General features: G+C 43.0%; 19 protein-coding genes and 1 pseudogene. 11 read left to right on the top strand and 9 right to left on the bottom strand.

What is annotated here, in order from left to right; translation table 11 throughout:
- Window positions 1-169 precede the first annotated feature (169 nt).
- Window positions 170-775, top strand: coding sequence for a TetR/AcrR family transcriptional regulator (locus tag NI464_RS10625; protein ID WP_004280405.1), 606 nt, complete (start codon window positions 170-172; stop codon window positions 773-775).
- Between the two features lie 94 nt (window positions 776-869).
- On the opposite strand, the gene NI464_RS10620 is transcribed toward NI464_RS10625, so the two are convergent.
- The 4 genes from NI464_RS10620 to cysK all read right to left on the bottom strand — a co-directional run bounded on the left by NI464_RS10620 (window position 870) and on the right by cysK (window position 5,433).
- Window positions 870-1,064, bottom strand: coding sequence for a heavy-metal-associated domain-containing protein (locus NI464_RS10620; protein WP_005100179.1), 195 nt, complete (start codon window positions 1,062-1,064; stop codon window positions 870-872).
- A gap of 78 nt (window positions 1,065-1,142) precedes the next feature.
- Window positions 1,143-1,553, bottom strand: a complete 411-nt coding sequence (gene cueR, locus NI464_RS10615; RefSeq protein WP_171260757.1) for a Cu(I)-responsive transcriptional regulator — start codon at window positions 1,551-1,553, stop codon at window positions 1,143-1,145.
- A complete protein-coding gene (locus tag NI464_RS10610) occupies window positions 1,550-4,249 on the bottom strand; it encodes a heavy metal translocating P-type ATPase (protein WP_005266310.1) in 2,700 nt (899 codons plus the stop codon). The genes cueR and NI464_RS10610 overlap by 4 nt, the downstream gene beginning before the upstream one ends.
- Window positions 4,250-4,434: 185 nt before the next feature.
- Window positions 4,435-5,433: a cysteine synthase A gene (gene cysK / locus NI464_RS10605; RefSeq protein ID WP_253138347.1), complete on the bottom strand. Its 999-nt coding sequence runs from the start codon at window positions 5,431-5,433 to the stop codon at window positions 4,435-4,437.
- A gap of 281 nt (window positions 5,434-5,714) precedes the next feature.
- Here cysK and NI464_RS10600 point away from each other — a divergent pair, with 281 nt between their 5' ends.
- The 5 genes from NI464_RS10600 to NI464_RS10580 all read left to right on the top strand — a co-directional run bounded on the left by NI464_RS10600 (window position 5,715) and on the right by NI464_RS10580 (window position 10,791).
- Window positions 5,715-6,032, top strand: coding sequence for an ArsR/SmtB family transcription factor (locus NI464_RS10600; protein ID WP_004280410.1), 318 nt, complete (start codon window positions 5,715-5,717; stop codon window positions 6,030-6,032).
- 217 nt (window positions 6,033-6,249) lie between these two features.
- On the top strand, window positions 6,250-7,998 hold the full coding sequence (locus NI464_RS10595; protein WP_216986062.1) for a SulP family inorganic anion transporter: 1,749 nt from the start codon (window positions 6,250-6,252) through the stop codon (window positions 7,996-7,998).
- Between the two features lie 327 nt (window positions 7,999-8,325).
- Window positions 8,326-9,522, top strand: coding sequence for a serine/threonine transporter SstT (gene sstT / locus NI464_RS10590; protein ID WP_253138345.1), 1,197 nt, complete (start codon window positions 8,326-8,328; stop codon window positions 9,520-9,522).
- 42 nt (window positions 9,523-9,564) lie between these two features.
- A complete protein-coding gene (locus tag NI464_RS10585; protein WP_174894375.1) occupies window positions 9,565-10,239 on the top strand; it encodes a YoaK family protein in 675 nt (224 codons plus the stop codon).
- Between the two features lie 15 nt (window positions 10,240-10,254).
- On the top strand, window positions 10,255-10,791 hold the full coding sequence (locus tag NI464_RS10580) for a DUF2058 domain-containing protein (protein WP_004731139.1): 537 nt from the start codon (window positions 10,255-10,257) through the stop codon (window positions 10,789-10,791).
- A gap of 116 nt (window positions 10,792-10,907) precedes the next feature.
- Here NI464_RS10580 and NI464_RS10575 read toward each other — a convergent pair whose 3' ends face one another.
- Window positions 10,908-11,570 carry an IS1595 family transposase gene (locus NI464_RS10575; protein ID WP_253138343.1) on the bottom strand — a complete coding sequence of 221 codons (663 nt, stop codon included), beginning with the start codon at window positions 11,568-11,570 and terminating at the stop codon, window positions 10,908-10,910.
- Window positions 11,571-11,695: 125 nt separating this feature from the next.
- Here NI464_RS10575 and NI464_RS10570 point away from each other — a divergent pair, with 125 nt between their 5' ends.
- The 4 genes from NI464_RS10570 (at window position 11,696) to gcvH (ending at window position 16,987) form a co-directional block, all read left to right on the top strand.
- A complete protein-coding gene (locus NI464_RS10570) occupies window positions 11,696-12,970 on the top strand; it encodes a mechanosensitive ion channel family protein (protein WP_253138341.1) in 1,275 nt (424 codons plus the stop codon).
- A 226-nt stretch (window positions 12,971-13,196) separates the two neighbouring features.
- A complete protein-coding gene (locus NI464_RS10565; protein WP_253138339.1) occupies window positions 13,197-15,050 on the top strand; it encodes an ABC transporter ATP-binding protein in 1,854 nt (617 codons plus the stop codon).
- A gap of 451 nt (window positions 15,051-15,501) precedes the next feature.
- A complete protein-coding gene (locus NI464_RS10560; protein ID WP_005246182.1) occupies window positions 15,502-16,530 on the top strand; it encodes an AraC family transcriptional regulator in 1,029 nt (342 codons plus the stop codon).
- Between the two features lie 82 nt (window positions 16,531-16,612).
- Window positions 16,613-16,987, top strand: a complete 375-nt coding sequence (gcvH, locus tag NI464_RS10555) for a glycine cleavage system protein GcvH (RefSeq protein WP_004647068.1) — start codon at window positions 16,613-16,615, stop codon at window positions 16,985-16,987.
- Window positions 16,988-17,059: 72 nt separating this feature from the next.
- On the opposite strand, the gene NI464_RS10550 is transcribed toward gcvH, so the two are convergent.
- The 4 genes and pseudogenes from NI464_RS10550 to NI464_RS10535 all read right to left on the bottom strand — a co-directional run bounded on the left by NI464_RS10550 (window position 17,060) and on the right by NI464_RS10535 (window position 21,920).
- On the bottom strand, window positions 17,060-18,256 hold the full coding sequence (locus NI464_RS10550) for a PilT/PilU family type 4a pilus ATPase (protein ID WP_276534876.1): 1,197 nt from the start codon (window positions 18,254-18,256) through the stop codon (window positions 17,060-17,062).
- 245 nt (window positions 18,257-18,501) lie between these two features.
- Window positions 18,502-19,551 carry a 3-deoxy-7-phosphoheptulonate synthase gene (locus NI464_RS10545; protein WP_005266298.1) on the bottom strand — a complete coding sequence of 350 codons (1,050 nt, stop codon included), beginning with the start codon at window positions 19,549-19,551 and terminating at the stop codon, window positions 18,502-18,504.
- A 522-nt stretch (window positions 19,552-20,073) separates the two neighbouring features.
- Window positions 20,074-20,604: a hypothetical protein gene (locus NI464_RS10540; protein ID WP_005266297.1), complete on the bottom strand. Its 531-nt coding sequence runs from the start codon at window positions 20,602-20,604 to the stop codon at window positions 20,074-20,076.
- Between the two features lie 208 nt (window positions 20,605-20,812).
- A pseudogene (locus tag NI464_RS10535) lies at window positions 20,813-21,920 on the bottom strand (S-(hydroxymethyl)glutathione dehydrogenase/class III alcohol dehydrogenase).
- Between the two features lie 120 nt (window positions 21,921-22,040).
- Between NI464_RS10535 and NI464_RS10530 the strand changes: the two are divergent.
- Complete coding sequence (locus NI464_RS10530) at window positions 22,041-23,597, top strand: phospholipase D family protein (RefSeq protein ID WP_005106839.1); 1,557 nt, start codon at window positions 22,041-22,043, stop codon at window positions 23,595-23,597.
- Window positions 23,598-23,683: the final 86 nt, after the last annotated feature.

Raw genomic sequence — 23,683 nt, 5'->3', positions numbered from 1 at the left:
GTTTTCTTGACAATATTTCTGTCTGCTCAGCATCGCTATTTTTATTTGTCAGCAGTTGCTGCATAAATATACAAAATGAGATAAATATCACGACCTTAGTTTTATAGCCATCGCGTGCAAAATTGCATATTCTTGAAAGGTTCTTTTTCGAAAAGTATGGACCAAGAAGATGACGACTGTAAGACAGCAGAACTTCCTTCTTCGTAAAGAGAAGATCCTGAGCATGGCGGAAAGCCTGCTACTGGATAATAATCAGGACATTACCCTGAGTGAGCTGGCCAGTGAACTGGACATCGCAAAAGGAACCATCTACAAACATTTTAAAAGCAAGAACCAGTTATATTTAGAACTGATTATTCTGAATGAAAAAAGAATTCTAGAAATATCAAAAAAGCATAATAACGATATTAAAAATTATGTTTCACAATATATGCTCTATCACATGCTCAATTCAAACCGAACCATCCTGTTGCATGTCATTGAAGAGCGTTTAACCAATAACGAAAAAAATCTGAAAGAGTTATTTCAGGAGCTTTATCGTATTCGTGAAGAACGAATTATCCGGATTAAAGACATCACCCATGATTATCTGGTGGCTTTAGAAAGTGCCATGTCGATTCGCGATTATTTATCTTATATCTGGACAGTCACCTATGGCGCTTCGCTGTTATTAAATTCGACCAATTACCAAAAAGCGATTGGATCACGCGAACGTTTGATTAAGCTGTATATTAATCAGGCGCTGATGACGCCAGATAAAATCTCATCGGTATGATCACTAGAATAAAAAATGCCTGATTCAATCAGGCATTTTTTATTTGGCTGTATGATTTCATATGATCATTAAGAGTGATCTAACACGACAACGATCAGGCTGCCACAGGCGGGAAACCATCTTCGGTTAAAGCTGCCACAATCTCAGACTCACTGACTGTCGATTCAACTTCAACTAGCTTAGTCGCCACATCAATATTCACAGTGGCATTTTCATCCAGATCTTTAATCGTAGCCGTGACACTGCGCGCGCAGCCACCACAAGTCATATTTTCAATACGGAATTTCATGTTTAGCTCCATAGGATCGGTTTAAAGTTTATAGGATTCAGCAGACTATATTTAACCTAAATTTAATTGAAGATCAGGTCAGTGCTGCTCAGGAATGATACCCTGTTCAATCTGTTTTAAAATCTGGCAATCGGACTGTTCATTGCCGGCACACTGCTCAACCGATTGCTGTAAAATTAATAGCATATGCTGCATATCGGCAATTTTCTGTTGTAAAAACTGGATATGTTTTTGTGCCAACTGTTTGACCTCACTACTTTGGCGTGAGCTGTTCAGCCACAGGCCGAGTAATTCTTTCATCTGCTCTGAAGAAAAGCCCAGTTCACGTGCATGCTGGATAAAACTTAAGGTTCTAATGTCCGCGTCACTATAAACCCGATAACCTGTATCACTGCGTTTCGGAGCCGGCAACAAGCCGATTTCTTCATAATATCGGATCATTTTTGCAGAGATGCCGGACCGTTTTGCGGCCTGACCAATATTCATCATACTGACTCCTTAAACTGCACCGGTTGATAAGCTTTTAATCTCAAGGCATTACTAACCACAAACACAGAGGATAGTGCCATCGCGCCTGCGGCAAACATTGGTGATAACAGAATGCCCCAAAACGGATACAGTACACCTGCGGCAATCGGAATTAACGCAATATTGTAAACAAAGGCCCAAAACAGGTTCTGTTTGATATTGCGCATGGTCGCCTGACTCAAGCCGATGCCTGTCGCCACATGCTGTAAATTGCCTGACATCAACACCACATCGGCTGCTTCAATCGCGACATCAGTGCCGGTACCAATCGCCATACCGACATCGGCCTGTGCCAGTGCCGGCGCATCATTGATTCCATCCCCGACAAAAGTGAGCACGCCGTATTGCTGCTGGAGTTGTCGTACGGCATCGACTTTTTCATGCGGCAAGACTTCCGCAATCACCTGATCGATTTTCAGCTGTTTGGCAATCGCCTGCGCAGTATGCTGATTATCACCCGTAATCATCGCTACTTTAAGGCCTTGGTCATGCAAGGCCTGAATCGCGCTATAAGTAGTCGGTTTAATCGGGTCAGCGACAGCAATAATCGCAGCCAGCTTTTGATTAATCGCTACATATAAAGGACTGCGGCCCTGATCACCGAGCTTTTGTGCAGTAGCTCTAAACAGATCGACATTTAAGCCCAAGTCCTGCATCAGACGTTCTGCACCGATATGCAGCTGCTGACCAGCAACCTGTGCTTTTACCCCTGCACCAGTGATCGAATCAAAATCGGTCACTTTACTCAGTTGCAGTTCTTGCTCACGAGCAGCCTGAACAATGGCGTGGGCAATCGGATGTTCTGACTTGGCCTCCACTGAAGCGACGAGCTGTAATACGGTCTGCTGATTAAAATCTGCAGTGACTTCAAAGTCGGTCAGCAGCGGTTTTCCCTCAGTTAAGGTTCCGGTTTTATCCAGCGCGACGACTTTGGTTTGTTGCAGCAACTGTAAAGCTTCACCCTTACGGAATAGCACGCCCAGTTCTGCTGCACGTCCAGTTCCGACCATAATTGAGGTAGGAGTCGCCAGTCCCATCGCACATGGACAGGCAATAATCAGTACGGCGACTGCATTTACCAAGGCGTAGGTCAGATTCGGCTCAGGCCCAAACAGGAACCAGACCATAAAGGTCAAGGCCGCTAGCGCCATAACAGCCGGCACAAACCATAAAGTCACTTTATCAACCACGGCCTGAATCGGTAATTTTGAACCTTGTGCCTGTTCCACCATCTGAATAATCTGCGCCAGTACCGAATCCTGGCCGACCGCAGTAGCCTTGATTTGCAATGTTCCGTTCTGGTTTACCGTACCGCCGACAACCTGATCACCAGCCTGTTTGGCCACAGGTAAAGGCTCACCGCTAATCATCGCTTCATCGATATAACTTTGCCCGGCAACCACTTCACCATCGACGGCGACTTTTTCACCCGGGCGGATTTCAATCAGCATGCCTTGTTGTACATCGGCAATTGCCAGATCAACCCAGTGATTATTTTGTTGCACTCGGGCTGTTTTCGGCTGCAAACCGACCAGATACTGAATCGCTTCCGAGGTTTTACCTTTGGCTTTAGCTTCCAGATAACGCCCCAGTAAAATCAGCGCGACAATAACGGCGGCCGCTTCAAAGTACACATGCACGGTGGACTGCGGTAACAGCTGTGGAAAAAAGGTCGCAATACAGGAAAATCCGTAAGCTGCAATGGTTCCGACTGCGACCAGAGAATTCATATCTGGTGCCAGACGTAATAAAGCTGGAATACCATGCTGATAAAAACGCCGTCCCGGAATAATCAGCACCAAAGTGGTCAGTACAAACTGCAGATACCAGCTGTTCTGGGTTCCCAGCGTATGGGCAATAAAATGATGAAATGCCGGAATCAGATGCGAGCCCATTTCCAGAATAAATACAGGCGCTGTCAGAATGACTGCAAGCCATAAATCTCGTTTCAGTTGTGCCGTTTCATTGGCTTTCTTTTCCTGAAAAGCACCATGACTATCTGCCGACATATCCGTACCGGATTTTACTGTAGCCTGATAACCGGCTTTCTCCACAGCAGCAATCAAGGCCGGAATCTGGGAATGTAAGGCTTTCACCCAGGCCGTTTCGGTGGCCAGATTGACCTGTGCTTCGCTGACACCTTCTACTTTCAATAAAGCTTTTTCCACACGTGCCACACATGAAGCGCAAGTCATGCCTTCAATAGCCAGTTCAATGCGATCGCTCTGAATATCAAAACCGGCTTTTTGCACGGCTTGAGTCAGCTTGGACAATGGCACAGAATTGATCGCACTCACATGCGCCTTTTCAGTGGCCAGATTCACTTGTGCATCCAACACGCCTTCCACTTTTTTTAGGGCTTTTTCTACGCGAGCCACACAGGATGCACAGGTCATCCCTTCAATGTTCAAATCAAACTGTTGCGTCGGTACATCGAAACCGGATTTTTCAATTGCTTGAACCAGCGCAGCGGCAGCAATCGGCTGCTGGCTTTTAATAAAAGCTTTTTCAGTCGACAGGTTGACAGATGCCTCGACCACACCTTCAATTTTTTTCAAGGCTTTTTCCACCCGAGCGACACAGGAGGCACAGGTCATACCGCCAATCTGCACCTGCTGCTCATATAAGCGGTTGCTGTCTTGTTCTACCATGCCCATCTCCATGCCTCAACTCACTGTTGATGTTATAGCTTAAACATTCCCATCATGGTAAGGTCAAGTCCTTCATCTGACTATTTTAAAAATAATGCAGCGTCCTGCTGCGATTTAAAACTACCCAATAAAAAGCCCGAAGATGACTTCGGGCTTGTCTAACAGTGTTTAAAATATAAAATGCATCAATGTTATTCAGCAGAAATATCTTCAAACAGGATCGAAGACAGGTAACGTTCACCACCATCTGGCAAAATCACCACAATATTTTTACCGGCATTTTCAGGGCGAGCCGCCAATTGTGCCGCTGCTGCCATAGCCGCGCCACTTGAAATACCGACCAGGATACCTTCCTGAGCTGCTGTTTTACGTGCCCACTCGACTGCATCTGCACTATGAATGGCAATCACTTCATCAACGAGGTCTAGGTCCAAATTGCCTGGAATGAAGTTGGCACCGATCCCCTGAATTTTATGTGGTCCAGGTGTAATGTCTTCACCGCGTTTGGCCTGACCAATAATTGCAGACTCAGCAGGTTCCACCGCCACAGAATATAAAGGCTTGTTTTTCACTTTTTCAAAGTAGCGTGAAATACCGGTAATGGTTCCACCCGTTCCGACACCTGCGACCAGAATATCGACATTGCCCGCAGTCGCTTCCCAGATTTCTGGGCCCGTGGTTTCTTCATGAATTTTAGGGTTGGCCGGATTTTCAAACTGTTGTGGCAGGAAATATTGTTCAGGGTTCTCATTCAGCAAACGTTCTGCCTCTTCAATCGCGCCCTTCATACCTTTGGCCGGATCAGTCAAAACCAGATTGGCACCCAATGCTTTCACCACCTTACGGCGTTCAATACTCATGCTTGAAGGCATGGTCAAAGTAATGTCATAACCTTTGGCCGCGGCAACAAAAGCCAATGCAATCCCGGTATTGCCGCTGGTTGGCTCGACAATATGCATACCGGGTTTGAGTTTGCCAGATTTTTCAGCATCATTAATCAACGCGGCACCAATACGACACTTGACTGAGAATGCCGGATTACGGCTTTCAATTTTCGCAAGTACCGTGGCCGGAGCGGAAATCACACGATTAATACGAACAAGCGGTGTATTTCCAATCGCGTCTGCATTATTACTATAAACCGCTATACCTAAATTACTCGGTGTTGGAAAAGCTGAATCTGTACTCATGATGATATCCCTGATGTTATTGGTTCAAGTCACATAAACATCATACAAGCATTTTTTTGCTTTGTAGATGTTTGATGAAACTTGCACTTGATTGCACGAATGTGAACTAAAATACTTTCTGCACTATGTAATAAATTTATCTTATCTATCAATATTTAAAATATAATTTTAATTGATAATTCAATTCATTAAAAACCATAAAACTTAACTGTTTTTAGCAAGGTATTACGGGCTAAGACCCGTATAATTAACGGGCTGTAACTTTATAATGGACATATTGAATGAAAACCGATTTTGAAATCACGACTATGCGCGATTCAGCAGAACAGGTCGTTGGCATTTTAAAATCTCTGGCCAATACCGACCGTCTTCTCATTTTATGTCATCTGTCTCAAGCGGAACTGAATGTTTCAGAAATTGAGGAAATAACTGAGATTAAACAGCCGACACTTTCCCAGCAGCTCATGATGCTGCGTAAAAGCGATGTAGTAGATACCCGACGCGACGGCAAACAGATTTATTATTCAATTAAAGATCAAAATTTGATTGTGGTCTTAAATACCCTTTATCAATTGTATTGTGGCAATCCAGCTAAATAAAGAATCTTTCTTTTTTCAGTCATCAAGATAAGTTTCTTTAAACTCTTATTGAGGTCGTTCTACACCACTAAGATCACGATCATAGAGTTTTTTTAAATGATCTGCGACTGACCCAGATGTTTCATTTTAAACATGATTCATCAAGAATCTAGATCAGCTAAGACTTCTTAGCAGAATTTGTGCATAATATATCTATATTTGTGATTTAGACCTTTTTATGCAAAATTCCAAGTCTAAACTTCTGCATAGACTGCCTGCCTGGGCATGGTTAAGCCACTACACGCCGGTCAAATTTAAGTCTGATGTGCTGGCTGCCCTGATTGTGGTGGCGATGCTGGTGCCTCAAGGGATGGCCTATGCCATGCTGGCAGGATTGCCGCCGATCATGGGCTTATATGCCAGCATCCTGCCGATGATCATTTATGCCCTGCTCGGTGGGAGTTCGACTTTATCGATTGGCCCCGTGGCCATCATTTCCATGATGACTTTTGCTACGCTCAATCCACTTTTTGAAGTCGGCTCACCGGTCTATATCGAAGCTGCGACCCTATTGGCACTGATGGTCGGCATTATTTCCCTGCTTTTGGGATTATTTCGTTTTGGTTTTATGATCCAGTTGATTAGTCATCCGGTGATCCAAAGCTTTATTATTGCCTCTGCCTTATTGATTGCTTTTGGACAGTTAAAGTTTTTGGTCGATCTTCCCTTAAAAGCCAATAACATTCCGGAGTTCGCCAGCAGTCTGCTGCAATATTTCCCGCTACTGCACGTGCCGAGCCTGATTTTCGGCCTGCTCTCTATCGGTCTACTGATCTATCTGCCCCAGTTATTAAAATCTCAGGCTGTACAAAGCCGGATCGGCTCTACAGATTTTTTAGTCCGTGCGGTGCCCCTGATTCTGGTGTGTCTCGGCATTGCAGCAATTGTATTTCTGGATTTAAAGCTTCAGGGCATTAAAACGGTCGGTGCAATCCCATCCGGTTTCCCGCCCTTGTCCTTTCCTCACTGGAACTGGGAACTGGTCATGACCTTGTTACCGGGTGCCAGCATGATCGCCATGATCAGCTTTGTGGAATCCTTGTCGATTGCTCAAGCGACAGCCTTACAGCAACGCAGTCATTTAAACAGTAATCAGGAGCTGATCGCACTCGGTCTGGCCAATATCAGTGCAGGCGTGAGTTCAGCTTTTCCTGTCACGGGCAGCCTGTCACGGACTGTAGTAAACGCCGATGCCGGTGCCAAATCACCTATGGCCGGTGTTTTATCCTCGATTCTGATTATTTTCGTGAGTCTGTTCTTTACCGGATTTTTTGAAGATCTGCCGCTGACCATTCTGGCCGCGACGATTATTGTTTCCATCTGGAAGCTGGTTAATCTCCAGCCATTTTTTGATGCCTGGCGCTATTCCAAGGCAGATGGCCTTGCCATGTGGATTACTTTTCTGGGCGTGGTCCTGATTGATATTTCCACCGGTTTGATTATTGGAATCGTCTCGACCTTTGTGCTGATGTTATGGCGAATCAGCCGTCCGCATATTGCAGTTGTCGGTCTGGTCGAAGGAACCCAGCATTTTCGTAATATTCAGCGGCATCAGGTCAGTACCTCCGACCGGGTGCTGTCACTACGGATTGATGAGAATCTGACGTTTCTGAATGCCAATAGCTTCAAAGGTTATCTGATCAATGAGATCAGCCTGAATGACCAGCTACAACATGTGATTATCAACTGTTCCAGCATCAGTGCGATTGATCTGAGTGCCCTGGAAATGCTGGAAGATTTAAATGCGGAACTGGCCAAACTGGATATTCGTCTGCATTTTGCCGAAGTCAAAGGTCCGGTCATAGACAAGCTGCAAGCTTCTAAATTGATGACGCATTTGAGCGGGCGCATTTATCTGACCCATTTTCAGGCGATTCAGGACCTGGCGCCAGAGATCTTTGAGCAGCATAAAGATTATACAATTTAAGACAGCAGATACTTGAACTTATGGCCGGAAATTCCAACCGGTCATAAGTTCTAACTTCTTAAATTTTCAAATATAATTTGAATTTATCTATTTAACTTTGATATTTATTTCATGAATACAATTTTAAAAGTGGTGATTTATTCATCATTTTAAGAAGTTTTTCTTCAATATAAGCAATGTTTTAAAGCAATTAATTTTAGAATAAATCAATAATATCAATATCTTGGTTTTTATATAAAAATATATTTTAAGCCTTGTTTAAATTAAGTATAAAATAGCGCAACTTTTTCCCAAATTTAGCCCTCGTAATTTTCACAAGGCAACCTTATGTTTTCTGCCCTTATGCGCATGAGCTTAGTCTCTCGAATCATCATCGCCATTATTTTAGGTGTGGGTGTGGCTGTGGTATTTCCCGAAGCTACTCCCTCATTAAGCCTATTGGGCGACCTGTTTATTAAAGCCTTGAAGTCTGTTGCACCGATTCTGGTTTTCATTTTAGTGTTAGCTTCTATCGCGAATTTTAAGGTGGGTCAATCCAACACCCCCATCAAACCGATTATGATCATGTATGCAGTGGGTATGTTCCTTGCTGCACTGAGCGCTGTGGTGTCGAGCATCTTATTTCCAAGTACGCTGTTTCTGGATATCGCTGCACAAGCTGAATTACAGCCACCTGGCAGTCTGGTAGAAATCCTGAAGAATTTACTGCTCAGTTTTGTTACCAATCCGGTCGTTGCGATTGCTGAAGCAAACTTTATTGGTATTCTGGCTTGGGCAGTGGCCTTGGGTATTGCCTTCCGTCATGCATCGGATAGCACCAAGACGCTTTTGAATGATGCAGCCTTTGCAGTGAACTATGTGATTCGTTTAGTGATCAGCTTTGCACCTGTGGGTATTTTTGGTCTGGTTGCGGTGACTTTTGCTGAATCTGGTCTGGACACGCTGACGAGCTATGTACATTTGTTGACTGTATTGTTAGGCACAATGGTGTTTGTTGCACTGGTCATCAATCCGTTGCTTGTTGCTGCCGTTACTCGCAAAAATCCTTATCCACTGGTGTTCACCTGCTTACGTGAAAGTGGCATTACCGCCTTCTTTACCCGTAGTTCAGCAGCCAACATTCCGGTCAATCTGGATCTGGCAAAACGTCTGGGTGTTAAAGAATCGACTTCAAGTATCGCAATTCCTTTAGGCGCTGCGATCAACATGGCCGGTGCTTCTGTGACCATTACCGTCTTGTCATTGGCGACTGTGAATACTTTGGGGATTAGTGTCGACTTTACCACCATGCTCATTCTTTCTGTGGTGGCAACCGTCTCGGCATGTGGCGCTTCTGGTGTTGCAGGCGGTTCATTGTTACTGATCCCAGTTGCATGCGGCCTGTTCGGGATCTCTTCGGATATCGCCATGCAAGTCGTTGCCATTGGTATGGTGATCAGCGTATTGCAGGATTCTACTGAAACCGCGCTAAACTCATCGACCGATGTTTTATTTACTGCAGCAGTAGACCGCGCATCAAATTGATTTTATATTGATTAATCAATATGTTTAGCCAATGATGTTGTTATGCCATTACAGCGTTTACCTACCTGGGTACAATTAGGGGCGTTTTTTCTTGCGGTCAATGCCGGCATGATTAACGTCCTGGGGCTGGTGACGGTACTGCACCAGTCTGTTTCACATATGACCGGTAATGTCAGCATGCTGGCCATGGCCCTGCTGAACTGGCAACCAGAACAGATGTTGTATCTCTTTCTGGTCACACTCTGCTATGTCATTGGTTCATCCTATAGCGGGCTGATTCTTGGAAATAGTCACTTTCGCTTGGGGCAGCTTTATGGTTACCCTTTAAGCCTGGTGGCTATTTTTATTTTGATCTGCTGGTTATTATTGCCCTATTTCCCGCGTTATGCCTTGTTATGGGCCTGTGTTGCCATGGGTGTGCAAAATGCCATGGTCAGTCATTATAAAGGTGCCATCATTCGCACTACGCATTTATCTGGCGTACTGACCGACCTCGGCTTGGCGATGGGCTACCGTTTGCGCGGTTTAGAGGTAGAATCACGACGCGTAGTTCTGCATCTGCTTATTTTGTTCGGTTTTTTAAGCGGTGGCATTCTTGCCAGCTGGCTATATCCTTATTTAAAATTAAATGCATTCCTGATCCCGGCAGTGCTGAGTCTGGTTCTCAGTCTCACGTATTGGGTGATTTATTTACGTTATCGACATCAACACGACTAATATCTGGACATTCTCATGGTTAAAAATGCATTGCAGGCACAATTGTTAAAGGCAGGATTGGTCGATAATAAAAAAGCCAAAAAACTGTCTAAACAGGCTGTGCATGAAAAACGCACCGGTGACGGTACCGAGGCTGAAATCAAGGCCAAGATTGAACAAGACAAACAGCAAAAAATGGCTAAAGATCAGGCGATTGAGCAAGAGAAAAAAGCAGCTTTGCAGGAAAAAGAACTCAAAGCCGCAATCATGCAAATGATTAATCAGCACAAAATCCGTGATACTGACGGCGATGCGGTGTATCAGTTCATTGATGACAGCAAAATCAAAAAAGTTTATTTAAACCAGCAAATCTATAATGCGTTGGTGGCAGGCAGTCTGGTGATTGCACGTGAAAATGACAGCTATGCTTTCTTGCCAAAAGCGCTGGCAGATCGTATCAATGCGAAAATGCAGGGCTTTATCATTGTGAATAATTCAGAGAAAAATGAAGAAACCACCGATGAAGAAGATCCATATGCAGCTTATGTTATTCCTGATGATTTGATGTGGTAAGCCTCGCGATATCATTACTGAAATATCGAAAATCAGAAACCGGCGAATTCGCCGGTTTTTTATTTGTATGTGCTGTTATTTAGTAAGGCTCTAGACTAGCAGATTTGCACTTAGTTTTACCTAATGAGGTCCCACAACTCTGTTGCTAGCTCATTAGGCTCCCTCATCCAGCGCCATTCTGTTTCTTTAAGATGATAATCAAAATACTCTTTTGATATACCGTTGAACTTTGCTAGCCTTCTTTTACAAAAGCTCCAGAATGACTCTATTCCATTTATATGACATTGTCCTCTGGCAAATTCATTCGCTCCATGATTTACTCTAAAATGCTTTGAGTAACCAACATCTACCAAACCATTGTATCCACGCCAACCATCACTATAAATTACACTTTCAAGTGCAACTTTACCTAAGATAACTTGTTGTAATGTAGTCTTTTTACAATCAGGGACTATTTCTGTATAAACTCGACCATTCCTTTCAAATATTCCAAATACAGGTTGTTTTAAAGTACCTCGACCTCGCTTCAACTTCCCATGAAAACCACGTTGTCTTTTTGCTCCAAAATAGCTCTCATCAATTTCAATAGAACCTACAAACTTTGCTCTTAAATCTGTTTGATGATCGTAGATTGGTTCTCTAAAAAGCATGTACCAATAGTTGATGGTATTACGGTTCAAGTTAAGCAATAAGGCTGTTTTAGAAGCAGGAATATCAATGCAAAAGCACTGAATAATTTTTTTAATCTTATAGTTACTTAATTTGCTGTTTTCTATCATGATTCTAGACTAACATATCTATTCTGCTAGTCTAGAGCCTTAATAATTCACATTAACAAATATGTTTTAAAAAGTTATCCAATATTAAAAAATCTGATCCAAAACTATAAACTTGATCTAAATTTTTGATTGAAGAGAAAGATCGTTTGGAACAGTTTAATTTTATTCGGAATATTCAAGAATGGGCAAATCAGTACCCATGGCTGGAAATGCTATCTTCACTGAGTATTGTGATTTTACTGGCGATTCTTGCCAATCTATTTGCCAAACAGATTGTGGTACGCGGAATACGTCAACTGATTTCCAGAATGCCTTTTGCCAATAATCAGATTTTTGCTGAGCATAGCGTGATTCGCCGGATTGCCAATATTGTTCCGGCAGTCGTGATCATGAACGGCATTACCACAGTACCGCATTTATCTGACAAGATTGAATCCTTTGTGCAAATGGGTGCACAGGCTTTTATCTTCCTGACGATTGCTCTGGCCCTGGGTGAATTACTGAATATTTTTAACCTGGTCTATCAGCGTAATCCCAAGTCACGTAACAAACCGATTAAAGGTTATTTGCAGCTGGTCAAGCTGATTATTTTTATTGTCTGTGGCCTGATGATTCTCGGCACTTTCCTGAAAAAGGATGTCTTTACCTTGCTGGCTGGCTTCGGTGCCATGGCCGCGGTGTTGATGCTGGTCTTTCAAAATACCATTTTGTCGCTGGTGGCGTCGGTTCAGATTTCATCCTATGACATGGTGCGTATTGGCGACTGGATCGAAATGCCCTCGCTGAACGCGGATGGCGATGTCATTGATATGTCATTACATACCATTACGGTACAGAACTTTGATAAAACAGTGACCACGATTCCGACCAATAAACTGGTGACGGATACCTTTAAAAACTGGCGTGGTATGCAGGAAGCCGGTGCGCGCCGGATCAAGCGCTCGATTCATATTGATCAAAGCAGCGTACATTTTATGTCGGCTGAAGAACAGAATAAGCTGAAAAATTTTATTTTGCTGGATCAATACCTGAATACCAAATCAGAGGAACTGGAACAATTTAACCTGCAACTGAGCCATCATTCGCAATATAACCAGCGCCGTCTTACCAATTTAGGAACCTTTCGTGCTTATGTAGAGTTTTATCTGCAACAGCATTCGGGCATTAGTAAAAATCATTCCCTGATGGTGCGCCAATTGCAGCCAACCAGTGAGGGTTTACCGCTAGAGATTTATGCCTTTACCAATACCACCGCCTGGGTGGAGTATGAAAATATCCAGTCTGATATCATGGATCATCTGCTGGCGATTATTCCGGAATTTGGTTTAAAAGTGTATCAAGCGCCTTCAGGTCTTGATTTAAAGGAAGCATTTACTCAACCGTCTTCTATTATTACTTAAACACAAGTCATCCAATCTCAAGCCTGAGATGCTGCTGCATTTCAGGCTTTTTTATTTCCTCATCTGTTTAGATCCTGACTGGCATAAATCTGGCTTTAGTTTAATTTTTATAATCTAAGTTTTAATTGAGTGAATCATTTTGTGGCAATTTCACCCAATTACGGGCTTAAAAAAACAGAATCCTTTATAATTCCCGAAAAGCAAAATGCATGATAAGAGTACGATAATGTTTCGATGGCTTGAAAGACTGGTTGACCCCTATCCCACCAAAAATCTGAATCAACCTTTACCGACCAAGTTTTTTCCATTTGTCTGGCAGGCAGCCTATGGAGTCCGCCGTTATTTGCTGATTCTGGTACTGTGTACTGCCGGTGCTGCCAGCTTCGAAGCTTTTCTGTATTCAAAAATTGGTGAGCTGGTGAACTGGCTCAGTAAAAGCCAGCCCGATACTTTTCTGGAACAGCATGCTAGCAATTTAACCTTACTGAGTATTGTTCTTCTGGCCAATATTTTTTTCGCTAGCGCCCAATCCCTAATTAAGCATCAGATTTTGTATAGCAATTTCCCGATGCGTTTACGCTGGCGCTTTCATAATCTGCTCATGAAACAAAGCCTGGATTTTTTCCACAATGATTTTGCCGGACGATTATCGGCCAAAGTTATGCAAACCGCTCTGGCAGTACGCGAATTCTGGGTGATTCTGGGTGACATGCTGGCTTATGTGCTGATTTATTTCATCACCATCAATATTGTTTTGGGTGCGATTTCACCCTTGCTGATCATTCCATTGATGGTCTGGCTAGCCTTGTTTATCTGTGCAGCGTGTTATTTCATTCCACGTTTGAGCAAAATTTCCAATGCTCAAGCGGATGCCCGTGCCGTCATGACCGGGCGTATTACGGATGCCTATACCAATATTCAGACCGTGAAGCTGTTTGCTCATGCCGGCCGCGAAAGCCAGTATGCCAAGACTTCGATGCAGGAATTTATGGTAACGGTATATAAACAGATGCGTCTGGGTGCCCAATACGAAATCAGTATTTTACTGCTAAGTGTGGTGTTGTACGGTGGCGTACTGGGTACCGCGATCTGGCTGTGGATGGAAGGTCAGGCTGAGCTGGGCATTATTGCCGCAACTACGGCAATGGTACTGAAACTGAATAGTATTGCCGAATTTATGATGTGGCAGACCTCTGCCCTGTTTGAAAATGTCGGTACTATTCAGGATGGTATGAAAACTTTAGGCCGCAAAATTGCCATTGAAGATAAACCGGGTGCCAAAGAGCTAAAGCTCAATCACGGTGAAATCAAATTTGAAAATGTCAGCTTTGCCTATAATGATAAAAACGTGATTGATCAGTTTAATCTGACCATTCGTCCAGGTGAAAAAATTGGTATTGTCGGCCGTTCAGGTGCCGGAAAATCTACCCTGATTCAACTGTTGCTGCACTTTTATCATATCAATCAGGGTCGTATCTTAATCGATGGTCAGGATATTGACGATGTGACTCAGGACAGTTTGCGCAAGAATATTGCATTAGTGACTCAAGATACTTCACTGCTACATCGCACTGTCGCGGAAAACATTAAATATGGTCGTCCAGATGCGACTGATAAAGAAATGTTTGAAGCTGTGCGTAAAGCCAAAGCAGAAGAATTTATTCCTAATCTGACGGATTTGCGTGGCAAAAAAGGCTATGAAGCCTATGTCGGTGAACGTGGCGTGAAACTTTCCGGCGGACAGCGTCAGCGAATTGCAATTGCACGTGTATTCCTGAAAGATGCGCCGATTCTGATTCTGGATGAAGCGACCAGTGCGCTGGATTCTGAAGTCGAAGCAGCAATTCAAAACAGTCTGGACGACTTGATGCAGGGTAAAACCGTGATTGCCATTGCTCATCGCCTGTCTACCATTGCCCAGATGGATCGTCTGATTGTGCTGGATCAGGGTCGAATTGCCGAACAAGGCACGCATGATGAACTGGTAGCATTGAATGGCATCTATGCCCAGCTTTGGCAGCGTCAAACGGGCGGCATGTTGATTCAGCAACAGGTCAAAGCATCGAAAAATCTTGATTAATACAAAATCAGCAAGACGATTAAACCGTTGACGATTTGATTGTCTTCAATACTGAACCGGTCTGGGACAAAAGAAAACTTTGCCCAGACCTTTCTTTTTAAAATTTTCTCTACAGATGAACAGCAAGTTGCCATCTATCTGGTATTTTAATGAAATGACATAACTCTCCAGTTCTGAAAGCACTCTGATGAAGCCCTATTCAATGCTTAGACAATCTTCTTGCCCTGAGCCAGCCAATGCAGAGATGTGACCGGTTCAATAAAATAATTTTAATTTCATCAATAAAATTATGTGGTTTAAATTGATTTTAATGCTGAATTCAGGCTAATCTGCCAGTGGCAGAGTCACAATCGCCAAAATTTTGTCCAACAATTTTAATGAAAAATTTGGCGGCTTCATGCCAATATCTATTTATAAATAAAAAAATTTGAATGAGTGCAACGGATCGCGCATGAAAACAATTGCTCCACGCCAAGACCAAGGAATTCCAGGTGTTTACGGTCTCCTGCTTCTCGATGTCATTTCCCGCTGGGGTTATAATAATGAGTCGCTTTTCCAACCTTTTGGCCTGACTAGTGAACAGTTGGCAGATCCTGATTTTCGTATTCCAACTCCTGTCGCCAATGAACTGGTCAAATATGCCCTGAAACTGACCGGAGAGCCGACCTTAGGTTATCATCTTGGCACACAGATGCGGATCTCGATTCATGGCTTTATTGGCTATGCCATTATGACGGCGAATAATATTACCGATGCGCTGGTACTGGCGAACCGATTTATTCAACTCCGTTTACCCTTCCTGCAACTATTTTTCTCGACTTTTGGTGCCAAAGCCACGGTACAGTTGCAAACCGATATTCAGCTTGAACCTCTGCGCACCGAAATTTCCATTGCCTTGATGATCGGTCTGATCAGTATGGCCAAAGCGATTACAGGCGTTACTGATGCGACAGGAGAAATCGACTTCGATTTCAAAAAGCCGGAAGATTTTGAACGCTTTATGGCGAAGTTCCCAACCCATCAGTTCCGTTTTGAACAACCGCATTTAATTCTGAGCTTTGATAAAAGCTACCTGATGAACAAGCTGGTGCATGCCGATCCGATTGCCAGCCAGATTGCGATTAACCAGTGTGAAACGGAACTTTCTGCCTTGGGTGAACGGCATCGGATTGCCATGCGTGTCCGGGATATATTGACCCATGCTGAGCAACACTATCTCAGTATTGAAAGTGTGGCGGATCGCTTGCACATGTCTGACCGCACCTTAAAACGTCAACTCGCCGCCGAAGGCACCTCCTTTTCTACCCTGGTCGATGAAGTGCGTTACCGGCATGCCACCTCGTTATTATCCCGGACAGATTTCACTCTGGAACAGATTGCCGATGAACTGGGCTATAGTGATGTCGCCAATTTTAGCAGGGCATTTAAACGCTGGAGTGGTCGCAGCCCGAGCAACTGGCGCAAAGATCCTTATTTATAAGGAAATATAAGCCTTTTGTTTTGCTTAAAAAGAATGTATAAAACATGTCAAAAATGATCTTAAGATTTTTAAGGAGTTATCAATGAATCATCCTGCAGAATTAAAGTACGCAAGTACACATGAATGGGTGCGCATTGAGGGTGATCTTGTTGTGACCGGTATTTCCGACCATGCACAGGATGCGTTAGGCGATTTAGTCTATGTAGAAGCACCAGATCTTGATTCACATATTACTGCGGGCGAACAAGCTGGCGTGGTTGAATCAGTAAAAACAGCTTCCGATATTCATGCACCAGTGTCTGGTGTAGTGGTTGAAATCAATCCTGATCTTGAAGATGATCCAGATTTCATTAATGATGATCCATACGGCAAAGGCTGGATCTATAAAATTAAGCCAGATAATATCGCAGATGTTGAAAAACTACTTTCAAATACAGAGTATGAAGCCGGGCTTTAATTTTGATTTTGGATAAAAAAATCAGCCTGAGGGCTGATTTTTTTGTTTTATCTAATAGAAAATTAGAATTTTTTATTCCGTTTCCGAATGATCTTCTGCATCTTTATCAGTTGTTTTCGGTTCTGTAATCATGGAAAATTGGGTGGCTTGCCCAGCCGGAGCATTGTCTTGACAATTACTTTTTAATTTGATCTGTAAACGTAATTCATTGGTTGAATCGGCATTACGTAATGCTTCTTCATAAGAAATTTCGCCTTGGTTATAGAGTTCAAATAAAGCCTGATCAAAGGTCTGCATTCCCAATTCCCGTGATTTTGCCATAATCGCTTTCAACTCATGAAACTCTCCTTTCAAAATCAAGTCTGAAATGAGCGGTGTATTTAACATGATTTCAATGGCTGCTCGACGTCCCTTGCCATCCTGAGTCCGAACCAAACGCTGTGAAATAATAGCCTTCATATTGGAGGACAAATCCATCAACAACTGATTGCGACGTTCTTCTGGGAAGAAGTTAATAATCCGGTCTAAAGTCTGGTTGGCATTATTGGAATGCAACGTACCTAAACAAAGATGCCCAGTTTCAGCAAAAGCAATCGCATGTTCCATAGTTTCTGTATCGCGGATTTCCCCGATCAAAATCACATCGGGTGCCTGACGTAAGGTATTTTTTAAAGCATTTTGCCAAGAATGGCTATCTACCCCGACTTCACGATGGGTAATCATGGATTTTTTATGCTTGTGTACATATTCCACCGGATCTTCTACCGTGATGATATATCCAGCCGAGTTTTCATTCCGATAGTCAATCATCGCTGCCAGTGAAGTTGATTTACCCGAACCGGTTCCACCGACCACCAAGACTAGACCACGTTTTTCCATAATCACATGTTTCAGCGATTCAGGCAGTTTTAACTTCTGGAAATTTGGGATTTCCGCAGTGATGGTACGAATCACCATACCGATATTCAACTGTTGCTGGAATACATTGACCCGGAAACGTGAAATACCCGGAACAGTAATCGCAAAATTACACTCAAGTTCGGTTTCAAATTCATTGCGCTGTTTTTCATTCATTAGGCTATAAGCAAAGAGCTTGGTTTTCTCAGCGGTCAGGGTCTGCTGTCCAAATGGTTTCATCAAACCTTGATGTTTAATACTTGGTGGAAAATCTGCAGTAATAAATAAATCTGAACCGCCATATTCAACCACTTTGGTTAGCATATGGTGCATAAATTTTCGTGCTTCTTCTAAAAGCTCTAGCGCAAACAATGAGATCCCCAAGTGAACGGATTTGATATTTAAATATTTGAAAAATTTATATATTCAGAGAGATATACTGGTTTTTATTGTGTCTAGAGTTAGACAAGGACACAAACAGATTTTAATAATTTGATGAAAATTATCGTCACAATTATGTGACCTATTACAGGTTAATTATATTTATAAATAACTGCTTCCTGATATTCAAAAAAGCACTTTCCCCGCTGCTCAAGCAGAGAAAGTGGTTTTTAAATTTAGGCACTACGTTTCAGACAACTGATCGCTAAAGTATTGGCCACCTCCAGTAACAGTTGTCGTGTTTTTCCCCAGCCCAGACATCCATCAGTAACAGATTGACCATAAGTCATTTGCTCAGAAATTTTCTGGTTGCCATCTACCAAATGACTTTCTAGCATTACGCCACGAACATTGGTCTGTAAGCGCTCTGCCACGATCTGCTCCAATACTTCAGGCTGCAGCATAGGATTTTTTGAGCTATTGCCATGACTACAGTCAATCACCAATGCCGGTAAGTCGATCTGATGTTTGGCCCGGATTTTCTCAATTTCTGACAATTGGTAATTTGGTCCGCTATTCGAGCCACGTAAAATCAAATGTGCTTTAGGATTACCTTGCGAGTGTAAAATGCATGGTAAACCAGACTGGCTCATCCCCAGGAATTGATGTGGATGAGAGGCAGACTGAATGGCATCCAGAGCAATCTGGATCGAACCATCAGTACCATTTTTGAAACCAATGCTATATGGCATATGACTGGAAATTTCACGGTGAATTTGTGATTCGCTGGTACGTGCTCCAATCGCACCCCAAGCTAGTAAGTCATCGAAATAAGCAGTTGCCATCGGGCTGAGGATTTCAGAGGCAATCGGCAGACCCATTTCAATGATTTTGAGGTATAAGTCACGGGATTTTTCCAAGCCCAATTGCATATTGGATGAACCATCCAGATTTGGATCGTAAAGGAAACCTTTCCAGCCTACCGTAGTCCGTGGTTTTTCGATATAAGCACGCATCACCAGGAAAATCTGATCAGATAGCTGTGACTGAAGTTGTTTTAATTTTTCTGCATAGTCTAGCGCGGAAGCTTCATCATGAATGGAACATGGGCCTGTGACCACCATTAAACGATGATCCTTGCCTTCTAATATATTTTGAATAGTTTGACGGTGTTCAGCGACTTGGCTGGCTAATTGCGGAGACAGTGGCAATTGCTGCTTAAGCTGCTGAGGTAAAATTAAAATGCTTTCAGCATGATGTTGTTGTGATGTATTTGGGGTATTCATGACTTTAATCCTGGGACTGGCAATCAGTCCAAACTTTTATTTGAGCGTTATGGGTCTAATCGAAGGTGTTGTGAGTGTCATTAGCTGACTAAAATAAGACCAATAAAAGTTGTTAAAGTATGAATAGTTAAAGTTTGTCATGGCTGTCTCCAAAATATTGTAAAAAATGAAAAGGCATAAAAAAACCTGATCAGGGTTGCCGATCAGGTATAAACTGGTGGGCAACCTTTTCATTGCCCAAACGCATTCAGGCAATTAGCTAAACTGCCAGAAATAAAAATATGCGTTTGAAATGATAGGTTGCTTTAACATGTTATGTCTTTCATAAAATGTGATTCTGAAATTAAAATACGCGCTCTGTGATCATTTGACAAGCATTAAATATAAAAAAATATTTATTAACTTTTCTACTTTTATTTATTAATTCATCAAACCGTGAGATGTATCACTAAAATTGGTAAAACCCACAAACCTATTGCAGATTTTACCAAAGAAACTTCAGTTTAATCCAAAGATTAAAAATTAACGTGAAACACGATTCCAGGCATCACGCACTGCAAATTTAGCCTGTTCCCAGTTTAAACGAGATTCGCCTTTCATTTGTTCCCATTTCAGTCTCAAATCAGGTTCTACGTCTTCAAAACGGGTATGGGCATCATAGCTGCCACGGTTTTCATAACCGACTCGGTAGGCCGTATCATAATCACGGTCATAATCCAGATCGCTATAGCTAGTACGGGCATCTGAATAGTATGGCGTATTGATCGAATTATCACGCCAGTAAGCTTGCTCTTCTGTTGGATTTATAGCTTCGCCTACACCTTTACCTGCCAGACCACCAACAACAGCACCGACTACACCACCAACAGCGACACCGACTGGACCGCCTGCAGCACCAATGGCTGCACCTGCCGCTGCGCCACCTGCAGCACCTACACCTGTACCTACAGGATGTGCGCCAGGTTCACCCGTAATTGGATCAGCATTTAAATCATCGCGGACATCTTTAGGCGCATTCTTAATTACATCACGATCAAAATTATCATTCGACATAGAGCTTATCCTTATTCTTTAAAATGGTTTTATCACGTATTTTCATACGTCCTATTTAATATAAGCATCTGGCATGTAATGACATTAGCAGGCGTGTGTTGTTTCAGTGACTCTCTGTGAGGCTTTCATGCACTAATGTATCCTGAATCAAGTGAAAGCCGCATAAAAAAGACCGGTTTAATACCGGTCTTTTTTAGATTAAAACAGCTTAGTCAAAATGAATGACTGTACGGATCGACTTGCCTTCATGCATTAGGTCAAAAGCTTCATTGATCTGACCTAATGGCATGGTATGAGTCACAAAAGGTTCCAGCTGAATTTCACCTTTCATGGATTGCTCTACCATTCCCGGTAATTGTGAACGACCTTTCCCCCCACCAAAAGCAGTACCCATCCATTTACGACCTGTGACTAACTGGAATAGACGGGTTGAAATTTCTTTACCTGCTCCGGCTACACCAATAATTACCGACTGACCCCAGCCACGATGCGCACATTCTAGTGCTGAACGCATTACATCTACATTACCGATACATTCGAATGAATGGTCTACCCCCCAACCAGTCATTTCGACGATCACTTGCTGGATCGGCTGATCATAGTCTTTTGGATTCAGGAAATCTGTTGCACCAAACTGTTTCGCCAGTTCAAATTTATCCGGATTGGTATCAATCACAATGATACGGCCGGCTTTGGCCTGACGTGCGCCTTGTACTACAGCAAGACCGATACCACCTAAACCAAATACTGCAACACTGTCGCCTTCCTGAACTTTAGCGGTGTTATGCACCAATACCGGTAGTCACCCCACAACCAAGCAGGCAAACATGCTCATGGTTGGCTTCAGGATTAATTTTTGCCAGAGAAACTTCAGCTACCACGGTATATTCAGAAAAAGTTGAACAACCCATATAGTGATAGATCGGCTCGCCATTATAAGAGAAACGGGTCGTACCATCTGGCATGACACCTTTACCCTGGGTCGCACGCACAGCAACACACAGGTTGGTCTTACCTGATTTACAGAACAAGCATTCGCCACACTCAGCAGTATAAAGCGGAATCACGTGATCGCCCGGTTTCAGGCTGGTGACCCCTTCACCTACTTCAACGACCACACCCGCACCTTCATGACCCAAAATTGCAGGAAATACACCTTCAGGATCTTCACTAGACAAGGTAAATGCATCGGTATGACACACGCCTGTATGGCTAATTTTTACCAGTACTTCACCTGCTTTTAGTGGAGCAACATCCACTTCTACAATTTCTAATGGCTGGCCTGGACCAAACGCAACTGCTGCACGTGATTTCATGTAAAACTGTCTTTTTTTGCTGATTTACAGATGACTAACAGTAACCTCTTTCTATTCGCAGATTCAACTATTAACATCATCAGATAAGGAATAAAAGATCCTATAATTAATGGAACATCAATGACTAAACCTTCGCCCTTTGTATGTTTGAGCATTTTTACTTTTAGCATCATGCTTTCTGGCTGTGAACTGGCTCCCAACACTGCTGAAGAAGCGAAAATCACGCCGGTTCGACCTGCGCACTGGATCGACAATCAACTTTCAAAACAACAGATCAATAGCGGTAAAACGGCTTTCTTGCCGCTCTATGATGGCTTTATGAGTATGGCAGCACGCCTGCACCTGATTAACAAAGCCAAATATCATCTGGATCTACAATATTATATCTGGAAGGATGATTATATTGGCAATATGATCTTGTCCCAATTACTCAAAGCCGCCGATCGCGGTGTCAAAGTTCGGGTCCAGATTGATGATCAAAATGGCACCCAGCTTGATGACAAGCTTCTTGCTTTAAGCCAGCATCCAAATTTTGAAGTCCGGATTTTTAATCCCTATAAATTTCGTCATTTACGTGCGCTAGATTATGGCTTCCGGATGAAAAAGGTCAATCATCGCATGCACAATAAATTAATCATTGCGGATGGCACTGCAGCCGTGACCGGCGGCCGCAATATCAGTAGTGAATATTTTGATGCCAGTGAAGATTTTCAATTCACCGATGTGGATATATTCTTCGCAGGGCAAAGCGTAACAGATGCCAATCAGACCTTTATTAACTTCTGGAATGATGATCTGAGTTATGACGTTCGACAGATCTTGAATGATGCCGGCCATCCTGAAATGCTTAAAAGGCTCAGAACTGAATTTGAACGAGAAGATGTTGACGAAACTGAACTCAAACGCCGGGTGGGCATTGCCGAGAAACAAGTCGAACAACACTTAAAAAAACAACCCATTCACTGGGCGCCGGCTTATTTTGTTGCGGATAGTCCCGCAAAAGCACGCCCCCATGCCAAAAATGGCGATTATATTTATACCCATATGCTCGAACTGATGGGTGAGCCAAAAAAACATCTGGAACTGGTGTCCTCGTACTTTATTCCCACGCAAAAAGGGGCCGACTATTTAACCCGCCGTGCGCAACAAGGTGTGAAAATCAGAATCCTGACCAACTCTTTTCAGGCCAATGATGTGGCTGCGGTGCATGCCTATTATCAGCAATATCGTCAGCAATTATTGAAAAGTGGCATCGAACTCTGGGAATTTAAACCCTACATTGTCCGTCCGGAACGGACCTGGTATGAAATTATGACTGGAGACATCATCCCGGCTAAAAACAAAAATAGCTCCAGTTTGCATGCCAAATTTTTTGATCTGGATGGCATGGTGTTTGTCGGTTCATTTAATTTTGATCCGCGTTCAGCCTATCTGAATACCGAAGTCGGTCTGGTCATTGAATCGGAAGATTTTCAGAAGGAAATCACCAGTGCGATGGATCAGTACTTACCACGCGTGGCTTATCAACTTAAACTGAACGAAAAAAATGAAATGATTTGGCTGGAACATCAAAAAGATGGCCGTAGTATTCAGCATTTACATGATCCGGAAACTACAAAATTCCAGCGTTTTATGATGAATCTGGTGACGAAATTTCCCGGTGAATGGTTAATGTAATGACATTAGAATGACCTCACAATTACGACGACATGAAAAGCCTGTATTTTGAGAATGACCGCTTAAATTAACTTAGTCCAATCATC

The sequence above is a fragment of the Acinetobacter lwoffii genome, from assembly GCF_024129685.1.
Lineage (GTDB): Bacteria > Pseudomonadota > Gammaproteobacteria > Pseudomonadales > Moraxellaceae > Acinetobacter > Acinetobacter lwoffii_X.
Note: the sequence above shows the minus strand (reverse complement) of the source record. Positions and strands in the feature narration are given on the sequence as shown.